The 15,432-nt window shown below is 57.8% G+C and carries 16 protein-coding genes, 4 tRNA genes and 1 riboswitch; of the genes, 6 read left to right on the top strand and 14 right to left on the bottom strand.

The genetic code is table 11. The features are described from left to right. Nucleotides 1-117 precede the first annotated feature (117 nt). The 5 genes from O3297_RS00305 to O3297_RS00325 all read right to left on the bottom strand — a co-directional run bounded on the left by O3297_RS00305 (nucleotide 118) and on the right by O3297_RS00325 (nucleotide 4,631). Entirely contained in the window at nucleotides 118-2,271 is a 2,154-nt protein-coding gene (locus O3297_RS00305; RefSeq protein ID WP_305047419.1) for a GNAT family N-acetyltransferase, read from the bottom strand. 88 nt (nucleotides 2,272-2,359) lie between these two features. Beyond that, the gene (locus tag O3297_RS00310; protein WP_305047420.1) at nucleotides 2,360-2,737 is read right to left on the bottom strand and encodes an ASCH domain-containing protein; all 378 of its coding nucleotides are present in this window, start codon (nucleotides 2,735-2,737) and stop codon (nucleotides 2,360-2,362) included. Between the two features lie 283 nt (nucleotides 2,738-3,020). Next, nucleotides 3,021-3,096, bottom strand: a tRNA-Lys gene (locus O3297_RS00315). Between the two features lie 78 nt (nucleotides 3,097-3,174). Beyond that, nucleotides 3,175-3,250 (bottom strand) — tRNA-Lys (locus tag O3297_RS00320). A 292-nt stretch (nucleotides 3,251-3,542) separates the two neighbouring features. Continuing rightward, nucleotides 3,543-4,631, bottom strand: coding sequence for an NADH:flavin oxidoreductase/NADH oxidase (locus O3297_RS00325; RefSeq protein WP_305047421.1), 1,089 nt, complete (start codon nucleotides 4,629-4,631; stop codon nucleotides 3,543-3,545). A gap of 106 nt (nucleotides 4,632-4,737) precedes the next feature. Here O3297_RS00325 and O3297_RS00330 point away from each other — a divergent pair, with 106 nt between their 5' ends. The 4 genes from O3297_RS00330 (at nucleotide 4,738) to O3297_RS00345 (ending at nucleotide 6,947) form a co-directional block, all read left to right on the top strand. After that, nucleotides 4,738-5,079 carry a helix-turn-helix transcriptional regulator gene (locus O3297_RS00330; protein WP_052140607.1) on the top strand — a complete coding sequence of 114 codons (342 nt, stop codon included), beginning with the start codon at nucleotides 4,738-4,740 and terminating at the stop codon, nucleotides 5,077-5,079. 122 nt (nucleotides 5,080-5,201) lie between these two features. Beyond that, nucleotides 5,202-6,332: an acyltransferase gene (locus O3297_RS00335; protein ID WP_305047422.1), complete on the top strand. Its 1,131-nt coding sequence runs from the start codon at nucleotides 5,202-5,204 to the stop codon at nucleotides 6,330-6,332. 83 nt (nucleotides 6,333-6,415) lie between these two features. After that, a complete protein-coding gene (locus O3297_RS00340) occupies nucleotides 6,416-6,688 on the top strand; it encodes a BrnT family toxin (protein WP_305047423.1) in 273 nt (90 codons plus the stop codon). Beyond that, nucleotides 6,648-6,947, top strand: coding sequence for a BrnA antitoxin family protein (locus O3297_RS00345; protein WP_305047424.1), 300 nt, complete (start codon nucleotides 6,648-6,650; stop codon nucleotides 6,945-6,947). Before O3297_RS00340 ends, O3297_RS00345 begins: the two co-directional genes overlap by 41 nt. A 46-nt stretch (nucleotides 6,948-6,993) precedes the next feature. Here O3297_RS00345 and O3297_RS00350 read toward each other — a convergent pair. The 9 genes from O3297_RS00350 to ybgC form a co-directional block, all read right to left on the bottom strand. Beyond that, nucleotides 6,994-7,069, bottom strand: a tRNA-Lys gene (locus O3297_RS00350). An 89-nt stretch (nucleotides 7,070-7,158) separates the two neighbouring features. Further along, nucleotides 7,159-7,234, bottom strand: a tRNA-Lys gene (locus O3297_RS00355). Between the two features lie 67 nt (nucleotides 7,235-7,301). Beyond that, complete coding sequence (gene ybgF / locus O3297_RS00360; protein WP_034786577.1) at nucleotides 7,302-8,060, bottom strand: tol-pal system protein YbgF; 759 nt, start codon at nucleotides 8,058-8,060, stop codon at nucleotides 7,302-7,304. 135 nt (nucleotides 8,061-8,195) lie between these two features. Continuing rightward, complete coding sequence (pal, locus tag O3297_RS00365) at nucleotides 8,196-8,717, bottom strand: peptidoglycan-associated lipoprotein Pal (protein WP_034786578.1); 522 nt, start codon at nucleotides 8,715-8,717, stop codon at nucleotides 8,196-8,198. 43 nt (nucleotides 8,718-8,760) lie between these two features. After that, nucleotides 8,761-10,029, bottom strand: coding sequence for a Tol-Pal system beta propeller repeat protein TolB (gene tolB / locus O3297_RS00370; protein WP_034786777.1), 1,269 nt, complete (start codon nucleotides 10,027-10,029; stop codon nucleotides 8,761-8,763). Between the two features lie 5 nt (nucleotides 10,030-10,034). Beyond that, on the bottom strand, nucleotides 10,035-11,054 hold the full coding sequence (gene tolA, locus O3297_RS00375) for a cell envelope integrity protein TolA (RefSeq protein WP_083299501.1): 1,020 nt from the start codon (nucleotides 11,052-11,054) through the stop codon (nucleotides 10,035-10,037). Nucleotides 11,055-11,102: 48 nt separating this feature from the next. After that, nucleotides 11,103-11,543: an ExbD/TolR family protein gene (locus O3297_RS00380; protein ID WP_223278896.1), complete on the bottom strand. Its 441-nt coding sequence runs from the start codon at nucleotides 11,541-11,543 to the stop codon at nucleotides 11,103-11,105. Between the two features lie 15 nt (nucleotides 11,544-11,558). Beyond that, nucleotides 11,559-12,248 carry a protein TolQ gene (gene tolQ, locus O3297_RS00385; RefSeq protein ID WP_034759183.1) on the bottom strand — a complete coding sequence of 230 codons (690 nt, stop codon included), beginning with the start codon at nucleotides 12,246-12,248 and terminating at the stop codon, nucleotides 11,559-11,561. A gap of 47 nt (nucleotides 12,249-12,295) precedes the next feature. Further along, nucleotides 12,296-12,697: a tol-pal system-associated acyl-CoA thioesterase gene (gene ybgC, locus O3297_RS00390; RefSeq protein ID WP_099387060.1), complete on the bottom strand. Its 402-nt coding sequence runs from the start codon at nucleotides 12,695-12,697 to the stop codon at nucleotides 12,296-12,298. A 315-nt stretch (nucleotides 12,698-13,012) separates the two neighbouring features. Beyond that, nucleotides 13,013-13,137: riboswitch (ZMP/ZTP riboswitch) on the top strand. 111 nt (nucleotides 13,138-13,248) lie between these two features. Here ybgC and glyA point away from each other — a divergent pair. Next, nucleotides 13,249-14,496: a serine hydroxymethyltransferase gene (glyA, locus tag O3297_RS00395; protein ID WP_034786580.1), complete on the top strand. Its 1,248-nt coding sequence runs from the start codon at nucleotides 13,249-13,251 to the stop codon at nucleotides 14,494-14,496. 306 nt (nucleotides 14,497-14,802) lie between these two features. Further along, nucleotides 14,803-15,264, top strand: coding sequence for a transcriptional regulator NrdR (gene nrdR / locus O3297_RS00400; protein WP_305047427.1), 462 nt, complete (start codon nucleotides 14,803-14,805; stop codon nucleotides 15,262-15,264). The last annotated feature ends 168 nt before the right edge of the window (nucleotides 15,265-15,432 follow it).

The following is a 15,432-nucleotide window of genomic DNA, read 5'->3' on the forward strand; positions in this document are numbered from 1 at the left end:
GCCAGATGTTTAATCGGTTCGCCGAATGCCGTCAATATACACTTAAACGATCAGCGATCTCTGCTGAGGGATAACCGTGAACGATCATTTTCTTTGCTGGTTCTACATGAAGACTTGTTAGACGTTGAATCCGAGTTGGAGAATGCCTTGTACTTGCTCTGCTGATAAACGTTGGGCGGTCAAGAGTTGATGGGGTTCCCCACATTTTAGCTTTTGCAAAGTTTCCATTGGCACTGGACGCCGAAATCTGATTATATTTTCAAAAATTACGATCGTTTTAAATTTTGCCTTTCCTATTTCCGTCAGAAGTTTTTCCTCGAGAACGGATGGGGCTAAGTCTTCGTGGTCGATTAGGTTCATATCCCGTTGATATGCACCCGCTACGCGAGCTAGCGCCACAACTTGAGCGGAATGCCGTCCTGACTCATAGAAGAAGATTATGTCGCCACGAGTGAATGATCGAATTGTGGCTGGCCCACCAATATAATGACGCTGACGAGATAGTTGAGCACGAGACCTCGGAAGCAATGATAATTGAGGCGAATGATTTAGAAGTGGCTCCGCATATTGAGGTTGCACGGGTACCAAGACACCTTTACGACCTTGCAGGCCAAATAGTCCGGGACTGAATAAGCTTTCGAGCCGAAAGATGCTTAGAAGTGCAAGCTCACCATCTGCGCGTCCTACGGAGATTTGCTGGTCAATATGGCTAAATTGTACTGGTGATGACGGCAGCGTGATATCACAACATTCAATGAGTTTTCTTCGAACGATGCTCCAATTTTTTACTGTAATTACGTCGCCGATGCGTACTTTCTGCAGCTCGTTATTGGCCAACTGACGACTGTAACCATAGCCTGCGGCAATTTCTCGTACTAACGCTTGCTTGGAGGGTGAGTGCAATCTTATTCGATTGACTGCTGAAAAATCATTCTGTTCGTCTACAAAATTAAGCAAGAGGCGAGCGGTGTCAGACGCCGCCGCACTGCTCTCTGAAACCGCGATGCTGCCGATCAGCGTATTCTTCAAAAGAGTCTTTGCGAGAACCAAATATCCGGTTACATCGGTTCCCGCGCGTACGACCACTCGCTGTGAAGGATGTCCTCCACCATCGAAGGCCGCCCATTGGCTAGCCATTGCCGCAGGTGTCACATCGAGTGCATTTAGAATGGCACGGATGCTTGGCTCATCGTCAGGTTGGGCCGTCAAAAGGGTAAGGGTATCCTCTGCAGTAGAAGGTTGGCTTTCGACAGGCCTGCGTTCGGCAGTGTCATTTTGAAAGGACTCCGGGGAAATTACCTCAATAGAAAATTCCTTACGAAGTTGCGCAGAACAATTAAGTATGGATGAGTCCGATGTTATGAGACCATGTAAACCATGGAAGATGGAAGTGGCTAAATGGCGGAGATCCGATATATCATTAGCTGTTAGTGAGTTTGCCGTCGCTCGTTCGGGAAATACAATTTTCGCCAATTGCGGGCACAACACATCAGTGTATTCAACAGGGGGAATTGGAAATCTTGGTAATGCACGTGCAAGGGCTTGCATTGGATCAGTTTTTCCCTTATGAGCTGTGCGCTTAAGCTCGGCATCTATTTCTGAACTAATTGCAAGACTGCAGGTTTGACCTCTCTCAGCCCTGAATACAGCTATCGCCTGCTCATGCCGTGTGCGGCGTGGGCCAAGATCGAACAGTACGTTCAAATCAAGAAGCAGCAATGGTCGAATGTCCTCTAGCTTATTTTCAAACCCTAATGGATTGGTTACTGAAATGCCACTCGGCTGGAAGAGTTGAGGCGTTTCCAGTTCATGGGCTCTGACCACAATCATTCGCTTCTTGGTCTGCCCTCCAGTCGATACACGTTGAGGGTAGAATCCTTGTGCCTCCCAAAACGCGTTAGCATCTTGTAGATCCTCAGCTACCCGGGCTTGGATGGAAATGTATTGCAGTGACGTTAGCTGAGCTTTGAGAGCGTCCAATATGAGTCGCCCAAGTCCATGGCCTCGGTATATGTTTCTGACATAAATCTGTCTGACATGCGCCTTGGGAAATGTCACATCGAAGAGCAAGTGACCCGCGTACTCATCTGATTGTCCATCCCTTGTCGCAATTACGAATAACAGTTCGCGACGAGCGAAATCCGTAAAGACGCTTTTTGGGAAAAAGCCTAAAGCATGCTTATTATTGTCGGCTGCCGCCACGACCGCAGGAAGATGCGTGGATACTTCCGAATAGGAAGTTAAGATATGGAAAGACAGGTCGTTGCTCACAGCTTTATCCTGGAAGTTGATCCATGATAATTATAGTGCACTACCGTTGATTATTGGAAATTCTGGTGAGTATAGTGACAATGATTTGCTATTTTTTTATGTAGCAAAAAGATTGCGGAGCGATCCCACTTGGTAGTATGGTATCGAGCGCGCGAGGTCGAGCATACCGTTTCACGGCCTTTATCTGGATGGCATGTGCGAGTGCTTTTCCGGAAAAATACTCATCAAAATAGCGTCGGCTAATCCCTGCACTTTCTTTGGTTTGGCTCCAAATTTTTTTTGGGGTATCGGAAATAATTTGGGCAATTTCGAATTCACCAACAACCTTGCCAGTTGGTCGAGAGGCGTAAATGACGATAGTTTTGATGTTCTGTGCTTTGGGGAGAATCTTTCGAAATTCATACTTCTTTTCCCCCGAGAGTATTTTTTCAGCAAACTCGGGCTTTATTGATAGAAGCACTTTCATATTTCCCTTAGCGTCTAGTACATGGCGCAGGCGAATAAGCCGCGAAGCGCACCCAACGTGCGCACGATCAAAGTGGCGCCATGATAGGGGTACCCCCAAAAAAAAGCCAGTCCGAGACTGGCTTTCTGCGAACATTGGCAGACTATGCGGCGCTCGAACTTGCGACAAAAAGAGCAACCATCCGCTTGTTTGAGTGTGGATTTAGGCATTTCTTGATGTTCAGGACCCGAAATGGAGCAAAACAAAAAAGCCAACCGCGAACGGTTGGCTTCTCTGAAGTATTTGGTAGGCCGTGCGGGATTCGAACCTGCGACCAACGGATTAAAAGTCCGCTGCTCTACCAGCTGAGCTAACGACCCAAAAACTTTGACTACTTGCTGCGGTAACGCTGTGCGGTGATGCTTGCCATGGCGGCATGCAATCGAACTGCATATTCTTGGTAGGCCGTGCGGGATTCGAACCTGCGACCAACGGATTAAAAGTCCGCTGCTCTACCAGCTGAGCTAACGACCCAAGGGCGGCTATTATGACGGCCAACAGCGGTTTTGGGAAGGGCCGTGCGGGATATGGGCGGAAAAAAGCCTCGTGTAGCCCTCATGCGCGGTCTCATATTGGTAGATAGCCTGCCTATATCGGATCCCATGCCTGCAACGAAGACCTTCCCATCCCCGAGCGAGCGCTGGCGCTGTCCGACGAATTGTGCACGGCGTCCAGGCGTCTGCTGCATGCCACTGCTGCTATTGGGGCTGTTATTCCTGCCGGAATTGCCCCTGGAAGGGCATCCGGCAGCGCAGACGAAGGACGATCAGTAGCGTTCCAGCCAGTGCGCGTAGGGCGCCGGTAGGGTCCACGAGGCGCGCTCGACGCCGAGCTCCTTGGCGGCAAAATATGCCCAGTGCGGGTTGGCCAGGTGCGCCTTGCCGACCATCACCACGTCCAGCTGTTCATCCTTGACGACGCGCTCGGCGATGGCTGGCGTGCCGAAGCCCCAGGCGGACGAGACGGGTACGCCCGCTTCGCGGCGGACTCGCTCGGCAATCGGACCCATGAAGGCCGGACCCCACGGAATCGCCACGTCGGGAATGGTGAAGCCCATGCTGACACTGAGCATATCCATGCCGGCATCCTTGAACTGGCGCACGAGGGCTATCGATTCGAGCAGGGTTTGCTCGTCGCGGCCATCGAATTCCAGCACGCCGAAGCGGATCGTCAGCGGCAGGTGCTCGGGCCACACTTCGCGTACGGCTTTCAAGGTTTCCAGCAGGAAGCGGCTGCGGTTTTCCACGCTGCCGCCATAGATGTCGTTGCGCTGATTCGAGTGGGCGGAAAAGAAGCTTTGTGCCAGGTAGCCGTGGGCGAAGTGCAGTTCCAGCCATTCGAAGCCAACTTCGCGGGCGCGCACGGCCGCGTCGACGAAGTTCTGCTTCACGCGGGCGATATCGTCGAGGTCCATGGCGCGCGGCACTTTCGGCAGGCCGCCGCCAAAGGCGATGGCGGATGGGGCGATGGTTTGCCAGCCGCGCGCGTCGCCCTCAGCGATATGGTCGTCGCCTTCCCATGGGCGGTTGGCGCTGGCCTTGCGGCCCGCGTGGGCGATCTGGATGCCGGGCACGGAACCGGCCGCCTTGATGGCCTTCACGACAGGCACGAAGGCTTGCGCCAGGTCATCGTTCCAGATGCCCGTGCAGCCTGGCGTGATGCGGCCTTCGGGCGCCACGGCCGTCGCTTCGACGATCACCAGGCCGGCGCCGCCACGCGCCATGCCAGCATAGTGCGACAGATGCCAGTCGTTGGCCTGGCCATCGACGGCCATGTACTGGCACATCGGCGGCACGGCGATGCGGTTGCGCAGGGTGATGTCTTTGAGGGTGTAGGGCTGGAAGAGGGCGGACATGGTGGCCTTTGTGTTTGTTGGTGGAAGTATTGGGGAATGCTGATTCGGTAGTTCGTAAATATTCGAAGAATGGAATTAGTATAGCGCATGCTGTATGATTCTGCTCATGCGCCCACACAAACATCCTCCCGCCAGCGAATTCGTGCTCGAACGCGTGCTCTACGCCTTGAGCGACTCCATTCGCCTCGACATCGTGCGCCATCTGGCCAGAGTCGACGCGGCCGCTTGCGGCGACCTCGACGGCGGACGGCCGAAGTCGACCGTTTCCCATCATTTCAAGGTCTTGCGCGAAGCGGGCCTCGTCTATACGGAAAACGCGGGCACGACGCACATGAATACCTTGCGCCGCGCCGATATCGAAAGCCGCTTCCCCGGCTTGCTGGACGCCATCCTGGCGCAACAGCCATTGGCGCCCGAGGCGCCGGACGCGGGCGGGCAGGGCGCGTAGCGGCCTGCCGTGCCCCGCCATCTTCCAGGCTCGGCTATGATATCGGCCTTTCGGTAAGTCCCCGGCCGCGCGCCTGTTGCGCGATGGGCTGGCGACGCTACCTGGCACGGCAAGGGATGGGAATGACGGCAGCAGCAGTGGTATCACAGGCGGACCTGGCAAATCGTCCGCAGTTTGGCTGGATCAATGGTTTGAAGGCAGGCGCGGCGCAGTTGATCGTGTTGCATCACCTGGCGTTTTACGGCCCCATGTCCGATTACGTGCAACCCCTGTGGCCCGCATTGCTGGACTGGCTGGGCGGCAGTGCGCGCATCGCCGTGCAAGTGTTCCTCGTCATCGGCGGCTTTCTCGTCGCCAAATCCCTGTCACCTGCCGGCCGTCCCGGCATCGCCACCCCGCTACAGGCGATCTGGCGCCGTTATGCCAAGCTGGCGCCGCCTTTCCTGGCTGCCACCTTGCTCGCTGCCGTGATTACGCCGGTTGCCGGCATCTGGATGCAGCACGACTCCATGTCGGCCGCCGTCACCCTGGGCCAGCTGAGCGCTCATGCCTTGCTGCTGCATGGCGTGCTCGGTTATGAGTCGCTGTCCGCCGGCGCCTGGTATGTGGCCATCGATTTCCAGCTGTACCTGCTGACGGTGTCGCTGCTGTGGCTGGGCGGCCGCCTGGCGGGCCAGCGGCGCGGGCACTGGCTGATGCCGCTGGCCGTCACCGTGGGTATTACCTTTTCCCTGCTGTATTTCAATCTCGACGCGGACTGGGACAATTGGGCGCCGTATTTCTTCGGCAGCTATGGCCTTGGCATGCTGGCCTGGTGGGCCAGCGATCCGGCCCGCAAACCCGGCGCCATGACCGCGCTCATGGCCATGGCCGCCGTGCCCGTGCTGCTGGCCCTGGCTGTCGACTACCGCAGCCGCATCGCCCTGGCCCTGATCGTCGCCTGCGCCCTGTTCCTGTTCGGCCGCGCCCGCACGCCATCCCAAGGCGGCGCCTGGAACATCATCAATGCGCTGGGCCGGATCTCGTATGCCGTGTTTCTCGTCCACTTCCCCGTCAGCCTGCTGGTGAATGCCTTGTTCATCACGTATGTGCCGCTCGAGCCGGAATGGCAAGCGCTGGGTATGCTGACAGCCTGGGGCGCCAGCCTGGCGGCCGGCGCCGCGTTTTACCGCTGGGTGGAGGTGCCGCTGGGGCGGGTGATGGGTAGTGTGCTGGCGCATCTGGCGGGGAGGCCGGCGTTGGCGTCACGTTAAGGGTGGCGATGTAGCAGTCCCGATGGCGCCCTTGCTCGCGAAACAGGGCTGGCTGTTTCTATTATTTGTTACTACAATAAATAATGAGAATCACTTTTGATGCTGTCAAGCGTGAAAAGACGCTCAGGGGGCGTGGTCTCGACTTTGCGCGTGCGCGTATAGTGTTTGGCGGGCTCACCATTACGCTGCCGGACCAGCGCCAGGATTACGGCGAACCCCGCTTCATCACTGCAGGCTGGCTCGACGAGCGCCTAGTTGTACTGGTCTGGACGCCACGTGGCCGGGCGCGCAGAATCATCAGCATGAGGAAGGCAAATGAACGCGAAATCGACAAATACAAGCAAAGCCTGGGTTGATCCCGACGATGCGCCTGAATTGACGGACGGTTTTTTGGAGAAGGGTGTCTGGCAAGTGGGCGACAAGCCCGTTTCCCGTCCCGACGCGCGGCAGGAGGCGGCACGCCGCCGCGGCAGACCCGCTGGCACTGGCGGCAAGGTCAGCACGACCATACGCTTCGATGCAGAGATTCTCGACGCCTTCAAGGCCACCGGAGATGGGTGGCAAACGCGCATGAATGATGTGCTGAAGGAGTGGCTGCGATCCAGGCAAGCCTAGAAAACAAAAAAAGCCAACCGCGAACGGTTGGCTTCTCTGTAGTATTTGGTAGGCCGTGCGGGATTCGAACCTGCGACCAACGGATTAAAAGTCCGCTGCTCTACCAGCTGAGCTAACGACCCAAAAACTTTTTACAACAACTTCGGTAACACTGTGCCGTAAAAAAATGCTTGCTATAACAACTCGCAAGCAGATCAGTACTGCGTATTCGTGGTAGGCCGTGCGGGATTCGAACCTGCGACCAACGGATTAAAAGTCCGCTGCTCTACCAGCTGAGCTAACGACCCGAAGAAGAAAGATTATAGGGGGTGCCCGGGATTCTGTCAAACCTAACGGGCAACTTTTTCCCCGCTTTTACTTTTTGCCGCCCCGTTCCTTGGCCGCCTGGGCCGCGCTGGAGTCCGGGTAGCGCGAGATCAGCGCGTTCAGCGTCTTGGTCGCGTTCGGCTTGTCTTTCAGCTCCGTGTAGCAGCTGGCGATGTTGAGCATGGCATCGGCCGCCTTCGGGCTGTCCGGGTAGTTCTTCAGCACTGCCTGCTGGGCCGTGATGGCGCTCTTGCAGTCGCGCTGGGCGTAATAGGCGTTGCCCAGCCAGTATTGCGCGTTGGCCGCGTAGGCCGATTCCGGATAGCGTTTCACGAAGCCGTCCAGCGCCGTGACGGCGCCCTTGTAGTCGCCCGACTTGAACAGGCCGAACGCGGATTCGTACGCGCTTTGCTCGGATACGCCCACGGCCGCTTCCTGGCCGTCGATGGTGACCTGGCGCGGCTCGAGCTTGCGCAGGCGCGCGTCGATGTCGGTGTAGAAATCCTTCTGGCGCTTTTGCACATTCGCCAGGTCGTTGCCCAGCACTTCGATCTGGCCGCGCAGGCGAGCGATCTCTTGCATGGTCTGGTCGTGCTGGTTGATCAGGCTCAAGGTGCTGGTCTTGTCCGCCTTGGTGTCGATGCGGCTGTTCAGGTCGCGCGCCATGGCGTCGACCTTGGCGCGCAGCTCGAGGATGGCCTTGCGTGCTTCGTCGTCGTCGAACAGGGCGGCGTTGGCGTGCAGGGGCAGGTAGGCAAACGCGGCCATCAAGGCGGCGGCGACGCCGGCTTTCGAGAATGTCATCATGGGTCGGGCTTTCAAAGGTTACGCAAAACATGCAAACGGGGCGCCGGGCGGTGAATCACCGCGCTGCGCCCCATTATTATGCCTATGACTGGCCAGTTAGGTAAGCGTCAATGCTGCGGCGCTCACCCCTGAACATCAATAAACGATGTCAGCGCGGCGGTTTTCTGCCCATGCTGCTTCGTTGCTGCCTTGAGCTTTAGGCTTTTCTTTGCCCAGCGACACGGCTTCCATTTGGCCTTCTGGCACGCCCAGGGCGGCCATCGACTTGCGCACGGCTTCAGCACGTTTCTGGCCCAGGGCCAGATTGTACTCAGCGCCACCGCGTTCATCGGTGTTACCTTGGATCAGGATCTTGCGGCTAGGCGTTTTCACCAGGTAGCCAGCGTGGTTTTGCACGACTGGGGTGTCCGCTTCGCGCACGACGTATTTGTCGAAGTCGAAGTAGATGCTGCGGTTAGCCAGCACGCCTTTTGGATCGTCCAGTGGATCGACCGATGCGGTCGTCACTGGCTGAACTTGACGGGTGTCAACTGGAGCAACGACTTTTTCAGGAGCGCGCTCAACCACTGGGGTTTCTGCGACTTTGACTGGGGTGCTGCAGGCGGACAGCAGGGCTGCGGTAGCGGCGATGAAAGCCAAACTTTTAAAGTTACTCATTTTTATTCTCCGGGTCATGGTTAAAGGTGAAACTGTACAGCATTTACTTCATAAAAGGACCCCAGGTGGGCTCCTTGATATTGCCAGCTTGCGTAGTCAAACGCTGTTTGACGCGGCCATCCACCGATACCACTGCCAGCGACTTGCGTCGTCCGGATTCGGTCGCGTACATGATATATTTCCCGTTGGGCGAAAAGCTCGGTGATTCGTCGTTGGCGGTGTCCGACAGGCGCAGTTCCTGGCCACTAGCCAGGTCGAGCGCGTAGAGCTGGAAATTGCCGTCGCGACGGGAAATATAAGCGAGTGTCTTCCCGTCGGATGAAATCCGCGGGCTGATGTTGTAGGAGCCGCCAAACGTCACGCGCTTGGCTTCGCCGCCGCTGACCGACATGCGGTAGATTTGTGGTCCGCCGCTGCGATCGCTGGTGAAGTAAATGCTTTGGCCATCGGCCGAGAATTGAGGTTCCGTATCGATGCCGCTGCTGCTGCTGACGCGGCGCAAGCCGCTGCCGTCGGCATTGACGGTGTAGACCTGGGTATGGCCATCGCGCGACAGGGCCACGGCCAGGCGCGAGCCGTCCGGGCTCCAGCTCGGCGCCGAATTGCTGCCTTTTTCATTCGACACGATGGTGCGCTGGCGCGTCACCAGATTTTGCACGTAGACAATCGGCTTTTTCTTTTCAAACGACACATACGCGACCTTGGTGCCATCCGGCGACCACGACGGCGAAATGATCGGTTCGTTCGAGCGCAGGGCGACCTGGATGCCTTCGCCATCGGCGTCGGCCACTTCCAGGCGGTATTCGCGGCCCGATTGCGTGACGTAGGCGATGCGCGTGGCGAACGCGCCCTTGACGCCTGTCAGTTTTTCATAGATGTCGTCGGCGATCTTGTGCGCCAGCAAGCGGTTGAACTGCGGCGCGGCCGCATTGTTCATGCTGGAGATCTGGGCGCCCTTGATGGTGTCGAACAGCTTGTAGCGCACGTCCAGGCGGCCATCGGCCATGCTTTGCACGGTGCCGGCCGCCAGCGCGTCGGCGCCGCGCGATTTCCACTGCTCGTAGCTGACGGGCGCCGTTTCCGATACGGGCGCATCGGCGTCGATCAGCTTGAACACGCCGCTGCGCGCCAGGTCGGCCTTGATAATGCCCGACAGCGATTGCGGCGCCGCCGATTCATTGACGAAGCTGGCGACAGCCACCGGGATCTGGTTGCTGCCGATCCCCGTAATCTCCACGCGCAGCTGCGCCTGGGCGCTTGACGCTCCCAGCACCAGGCTGGCGCAGAGCACGACATAGCTCATTTTTTTCATGGTCATCATTTAGGCAAATCCTTCATCTCGAATATGAGTTCAATCTCGCGTTCCACGGTGCCGTCTTTTTTCTTCGGCAGTGGCGACGATTTATTAATGGCGTTTTCCACCGAGCTGTCATACGCCGGCAGGCCGCTACTTTTAATCTTTCGGACCGAAATAATTTCCCCAGTTGGCAGTTGCTCGATCTTGAACACGGCGCGCGGGTTGCCCGGCACGTCCGTGCTACCGCTGTACGCGATATTGCTCTTGATCTTGCTCGTCAGGGCAGCGACATAGCCGCTGTCCTTGCGTGGCGCGGTCGCTTTCGCGGCCGTGCCCGTCGTGCCGGCGCCCGCCGCACCCGTGATGCGGCTCATTTCCGCGGCGCGCGCCTTGTCGGCGGCTTTTTTCTCTTCCGCCGCTTTTTTCGCCTTGGCGGCCTTTTCCGCCGCCGCTTTTTTCTCGGACAGTTCTTTCTCGGCTTTTTCTTCCGCCGCTTTTTCTTTCTCTTTGGCTTCCTTGGCTTTCTCCAGCTTGTCGGCCTTTTCTTTTTCCAGCTTTTCAGCCTTGTCTTTTTCTTTCTGCTTCTGTTTTTCCAGTTCGCGCTTTTCTTCCTCGCGTTCCTTCAATTCCTGCTTGCGGCGTTCTTCCGCTGCCGCTTTGTCTTTTTCTTCCTTCAGCTTGGCCTTCTTGCGCTCGAGGGCGATCTCCGCCTCGCGCAGATCGACCTTCGGCTCGGGCGCTGCCACGGGCGGCGGTGGCGGCGGAGCCGGCTGTTCCACTTGCGGTTCCGGCGGCGGCGCCGGTGTCGGCTCCGGTTCCGTCGCCACTTCAGGCGGCGGCGCGGCCGTCTGCACTTTCATATCCCACACTTCCGCTTCGACGGCGACAGGTTCCGTATTTTGCCAGTGTACGCCCACCCACAGGAAAAACAGCAGCCCAAGGTGCATCGCCAGCGCCAGGCCCAGCGAGGGCCAGCGGCTGCGTTCGCGCGGCACGCTGTAGGGCTTGCCGAGTACATGGTCGATTTGTTTGTTCTGCAAAGTCTAGTCTATCTAAAAACGGTCAAGTCTGGAAACAGGGTGCTGCGCTTACTTGGTGGCCAGGCCGACGCGGGTAATGCCCATCTTTTTCGCTTCCGAAATGAGCTGGATCACATCGTCGTACTTGCTTTCCTTGTCGCCCGCGATCATCACGGGATAGTCGGGATTACTTTCATGCAAACCGCGCAGCTTGCGCAGCAGGGCGTCGCGGTTCGGTTCCGTTTCCGGCGACAGTTGTTCCTTGCCGATGACGCCGATCGACAGCGAACCATTCGGTTTCAGCACGATCTGAATATAGTCATCGGGCGGTTTGGCCGACTTTTCCGCGTTGGGCAAGTTCACCACGCTGGGATTGTTCGACGACGGCATCACCATGAAAATGATCAGCAGTACCAGCATCACGTCGATATACGGCACGACGTTGATCTCGGACTTGAACTTGCGGCCACGGCCACCGCGCATGCCGCCGCTATTGAATGAGGAACCCATGGACGCTGCTCCCTCTTAGCGCGACTGGCGCTGCAGGATGTTGGAGAATTCCTCGACGAAGCTTTCGAAGCGGATCGCCAGACGGTCGATGTCATGCGAAAAACGGTTGTAGGCGACGACGGCGGGAATGGCCGCGAACAGGCCGATGGCGGTGGCGATCAGCGCTTCGGCAATGCCGGGCGCGACGGCGGCCAGGGTGGCTTGCTGCACGTTCGCCAGGCCGCGGAAGGCGTTCATGATGCCCCAGACGGTGCCGAGCAGGCCGATGTACGGCGAGACGGAGCCGACGGAAGCGAGGAAGGCCAGGTGCGATTCGAGCACGTCCATTTCACGCTGAAACGCGGCGCGCATGGCGCGGCGGGCGCCGTCGAGCACGGCGCCCACGTCCAGGGCTTCGCGCGAACCGTAGGAAGCCTTGCCCTTGATGAATTCGCCCATGCCGGCATCGAAGATGCGGGCCAGCGCGCCGCTCTGGTCGCGGTTGCCGCTGGCGTTCTGGTGCAGCGCATGCAGGTTGCCGCCGGCCCAGAAGCTGCGTTCGAATTCGATGGTTTGCTTGCGCGCCTGGCGCACGGCAAACATCTTGCGGAAAATATAGGTCCAGCTGGTCAGGGAAATCAGCAGCAGCAGGGCCATGATCAGTTGCACGATCAAATGGGCATTGGAGATGAGCGCGAGGAAAGAAAGATCTTGTGTAACGTTCATTGGCTGGCAGTCTGTTGGGTGAATTGTCCGGGAGTGGCGGGTAGGGCTCAGGCGGCGCGCATGCGGGCCGCGACTGCATCAGGCACGGCGCGCGGGCGCAGTGCCGAATCGACGCAGCCGATCTTGACGCGGGCCGTATTGAGCAGGCGGTCGCCGCACCAGGCTTGTTGCAGGAAAACGATGGAGGCGCGCCCCATTTTTTCTATGCTTAAGGTTAATCTTACCGTGTCATCGAGCCTGGCTGGCGCATGATAGTCGGCGTTGACGCTTTTGACAACGAACATTGCATCGTGCTGCTCCAGCAATGCCTGCTGGCCCACGTCGATGGCGCGCAGCCATTCGGTACGCGCGCGTTCGAAGAATTTCAGGTAATTTGCGTAATAGACGATGCCGCCGGCGTCGGTGTCTTCATAGTAGACACGTACGTTCCAGGTAAAGACTGAAGGCATGTTTATTGCGCCAGTAGTGAGATTGAGCAACATTTTACGCGATTTTTCTTCTTGTGACTGTGGGCGCTTGCTGGAAAGCCATGCAAAAGCTGCATATAAGTTGCACCGCAGCATTGTAAATCCGGCGTGTGCAATGGCAAGCTTCGTAACATACGCTTACATGCCATGGCCAGGTTTAAGTCCAGCTTAAAAGCCGCAGTCATGCCCCGGGGCAGCTTGTGGCCACACCCTGGCTGGGGTGGCGCGCGGCGATTATAGCCTCACGGTTGCATTCCTTGCTCAATTTGGGCACTTAACTTACAATTTGGCTTCCATTACGTCTCACGTGACTGGCGAAAAGTCGGGCGATCTCCATGAATGGCGATCGGCAAACCGGCGAAAGGTGGGCATCCACCGGGAAACGTGAGATTTTTCATCAGCCGTTCGCCTGGGTAGCCACTATGGAAAAGCACGAAGAGGCTGCCTGTCCAATGTTGTTATTCACTTAACGCCGGCTCCCCTCATTCGATCCAACCTGCCAGTACAAGCACCCTCATACTTGGAGTTTTTACATGTTTGCAAAAGATCACAACCTCGCCAACGTCGATCCTGAATTGTTCGCCGTCATCCAAAAAGAGAACACGCGCCAGCACGACCACATCGAACTGATCGCGTCGGAGAACTACACGTCGCCAGCCGTAATGGAAGCGCAAGGCTCGCAGCTGACGAATAAATATGCCGAAGGCTACCCAGGCAAGCGCTACTACGGTGGCTGCGAATACGTCGACGTGGCCGAGCAACTGGCCATCGACCGCGTGAAACAGCTGTTCGGCGCCGAATGCGCGAACGTGCAGCCGAATTCCGGCTCGCAGGCGAACCAGGGCGTGTTCTTCGCCATGCTGAAACCAGGCGACCTGATCATGGGTATGTCGCTGGCCGAAGGCGGCCACCTGACCCACGGCATGCCGCTGAACATGTCCGGCAAATGGTTTGACGTCGTCTCCTACGGCTTGACGGCGGAAGAAGACATCGACTACGAGGCAATGGAGCGCCTGGCTCGCGAACGCAAACCGAAACTGATCATCGCTGGCGCGTCCGCGTTCTCGAAAAAGATCGACTTCGAACGCTTCAGCAAGATCGCCAAGGAAGTTGGCGCGTATTTCATGGTCGACATGGCCCACTACGCCGGCCTGATCGCCGCCGGCCTGTACCCGAACCCGGTGCCGTTCGCCGACTTCGTCACCTCGACTACGCACAAATCCCTGCGCGGCCCGCGCGGCGGCATCATCCTGATGAAGGCCGAACACGAAAAAGCCATCAACTCGGCCATCTTCCCTGGCATCCAGGGCGGCCCGCTGATGCACGTGATCGCCGGCAAGGCCGTCGCCTTCAAGGAAGCGCTGAGCCCTGAATTCGTCGAATACCAGAAGCAAGTGATCAAGAACGCCGACGTGCTGGCGAAAACCCTGATCAAGCGCGGCCTGCGCATCGTGTCCGGCGGCACCGAATCGCACGTCATGCTGGTCGACCTGCGCGCCAAGAACCTGACGGGCAAGGAAGCCGAAGCCATCCTCGGTTCCGCGCACATCACCTGCAACAAGAACGGCATCCCGAACGACCCGCAAAAGCCATTCGTCACCTCGGGCATCCGCCTGGGCAGCCCGGCGATGACGACGCGCGGTTTCAAGGAAGCGCAAGCGGAAGAAGTGGGCAACCTGATCGCCGACGTGCTGGACAATCCGCATGACGCCGCCACCATCGAGCGCGTGAAAGCGGCCGTGAAAGTGCTGGCCGACGCGCACCCGGTGTACGCAGCTTAAGAGCCTGTTCCGGTGAAGGAATACATCTACAGCAGACAGCCCCTCGGAAGCGGGTACTGCGTTGCTCGTCGTAGCATGGCTAGCCATGCGTCCTCCTCGCGCCTTGTCCGCGCGACCGATGAGCAATCTGCTGCAGACGCTCCTTACCGGAATAGTCGCTAATTATTTGTCCAGAATGTGTCATACGGAGTAAGATTCTGTATGACACATTCCAGTCGTGCCCAAGGGCGCCCGGAGTGATTCGGGCGCCCTTTGTACAAGGGCGGCGATTTCCCGTAATTATTACTATAAAGTTGTAGCCAGCCCATGAAATGTCCATTTTGCCAGCACGGCGACACCCAGGTTCTCGATACGCGCGTATCGGAGGAAGGGGATGCCATTCGGCGCCGCCGCCGCTGCGGCAAATGCGACAAGCGTTTTACCACGTACGAGCGCATTGAACTTATCATGCCGGCCGTCGTCAAAAAGAATGGCAGCCGGACGGAGTTCGCTGCGGATAAGTTGCGCGGCAGTTTGATGCTGGCCTTGCGCAAGCGTCCCGTCGCGGCCGCCTCCGTGGATACGGCCATCGTGTCCATCCAGGAAAAACTCTTGACCAGCGGCTTGCGCGAAGTCGATTCCGGCTATATCGGCGAACTCGTCATGCAAGAATTGAAGCGCCTGGACAAGATCGCCTACATCCGCTTCGCCTCCGTCTACAAGAACTTCGAAGACCTGGCCGAGTTCCAGGATGCGATTGCCGAAGTGGGACAGGCACGCAAGCCCTGACGTTCACTTCGCCGACAACGGGGCTGCTCATGCGCCCCGTTTTCACCACACAAGCGTTCGCCTGGCAAGCGGCCTGATCAATTCAACGCTGTTCTTCTCACCTTATCGCCGTCCTGTTTGCGCTAGCGCAGATCCGGTTTTTTGCGCGCGCCTATCTTGTAGCTGGGC

This window comes from Janthinobacterium sp. SUN128, assembly GCF_030587275.1.
GTDB lineage: Bacteria > Pseudomonadota > Gammaproteobacteria > Burkholderiales > Burkholderiaceae_D > Janthinobacterium > Janthinobacterium lividum.

Coding starts and splice junctions, on each gene's coding strand:
- O3297_RS00310 (WP_305047420.1), bottom strand. CDS start 2,737: ATGAAAGTGCTTCTATCAATAAAGCCCGAGTTTGCTGAAAAAATACTC.
- O3297_RS00325 (WP_305047421.1), bottom strand. CDS start 4,631: ATGTCCGCCCTCTTCCAGCCCTACACCCTCAAAGACATCACCCTGCGC.
- O3297_RS00330 (WP_052140607.1), top strand. CDS start 4,738: ATGCGCCCACACAAACATCCTCCCGCCAGCGAATTCGTGCTCGAACGC.
- O3297_RS00335 (WP_305047422.1), top strand. CDS start 5,202: ATGACGGCAGCAGCAGTGGTATCACAGGCGGACCTGGCAAATCGTCCG.
- O3297_RS00340 (WP_305047423.1), top strand. CDS start 6,416: ATGAGAATCACTTTTGATGCTGTCAAGCGTGAAAAGACGCTCAGGGGG.
- O3297_RS00345 (WP_305047424.1), top strand. CDS start 6,648: ATGAACGCGAAATCGACAAATACAAGCAAAGCCTGGGTTGATCCCGAC.
- ybgF (WP_034786577.1), bottom strand. CDS start 8,060: ATGATGACATTCTCGAAAGCCGGCGTCGCCGCCGCCTTGATGGCCGCG.
- pal (WP_034786578.1), bottom strand. CDS start 8,717: ATGAGTAACTTTAAAAGTTTGGCTTTCATCGCCGCTACCGCAGCCCTG.
- tolB (WP_034786777.1), bottom strand. CDS start 10,029: ATGAAAAAAATGAGCTATGTCGTGCTCTGCGCCAGCCTGGTGCTGGGA.
- O3297_RS00380 (WP_223278896.1), bottom strand. CDS start 11,543: ATGGGTTCCTCATTCAATAGCGGCGGCATGCGCGGTGGCCGTGGCCGC.
- tolQ (WP_034759183.1), bottom strand. CDS start 12,248: ATGAACGTTACACAAGATCTTTCTTTCCTCGCGCTCATCTCCAATGCC.
- ybgC (WP_099387060.1), bottom strand. CDS start 12,697: ATGCCTTCAGTCTTTACCTGGAACGTACGTGTCTACTATGAAGACACC.
- glyA (WP_034786580.1), top strand. CDS start 13,249: ATGTTTGCAAAAGATCACAACCTCGCCAACGTCGATCCTGAATTGTTC.
- nrdR (WP_305047427.1), top strand. CDS start 14,803: ATGAAATGTCCATTTTGCCAGCACGGCGACACCCAGGTTCTCGATACG.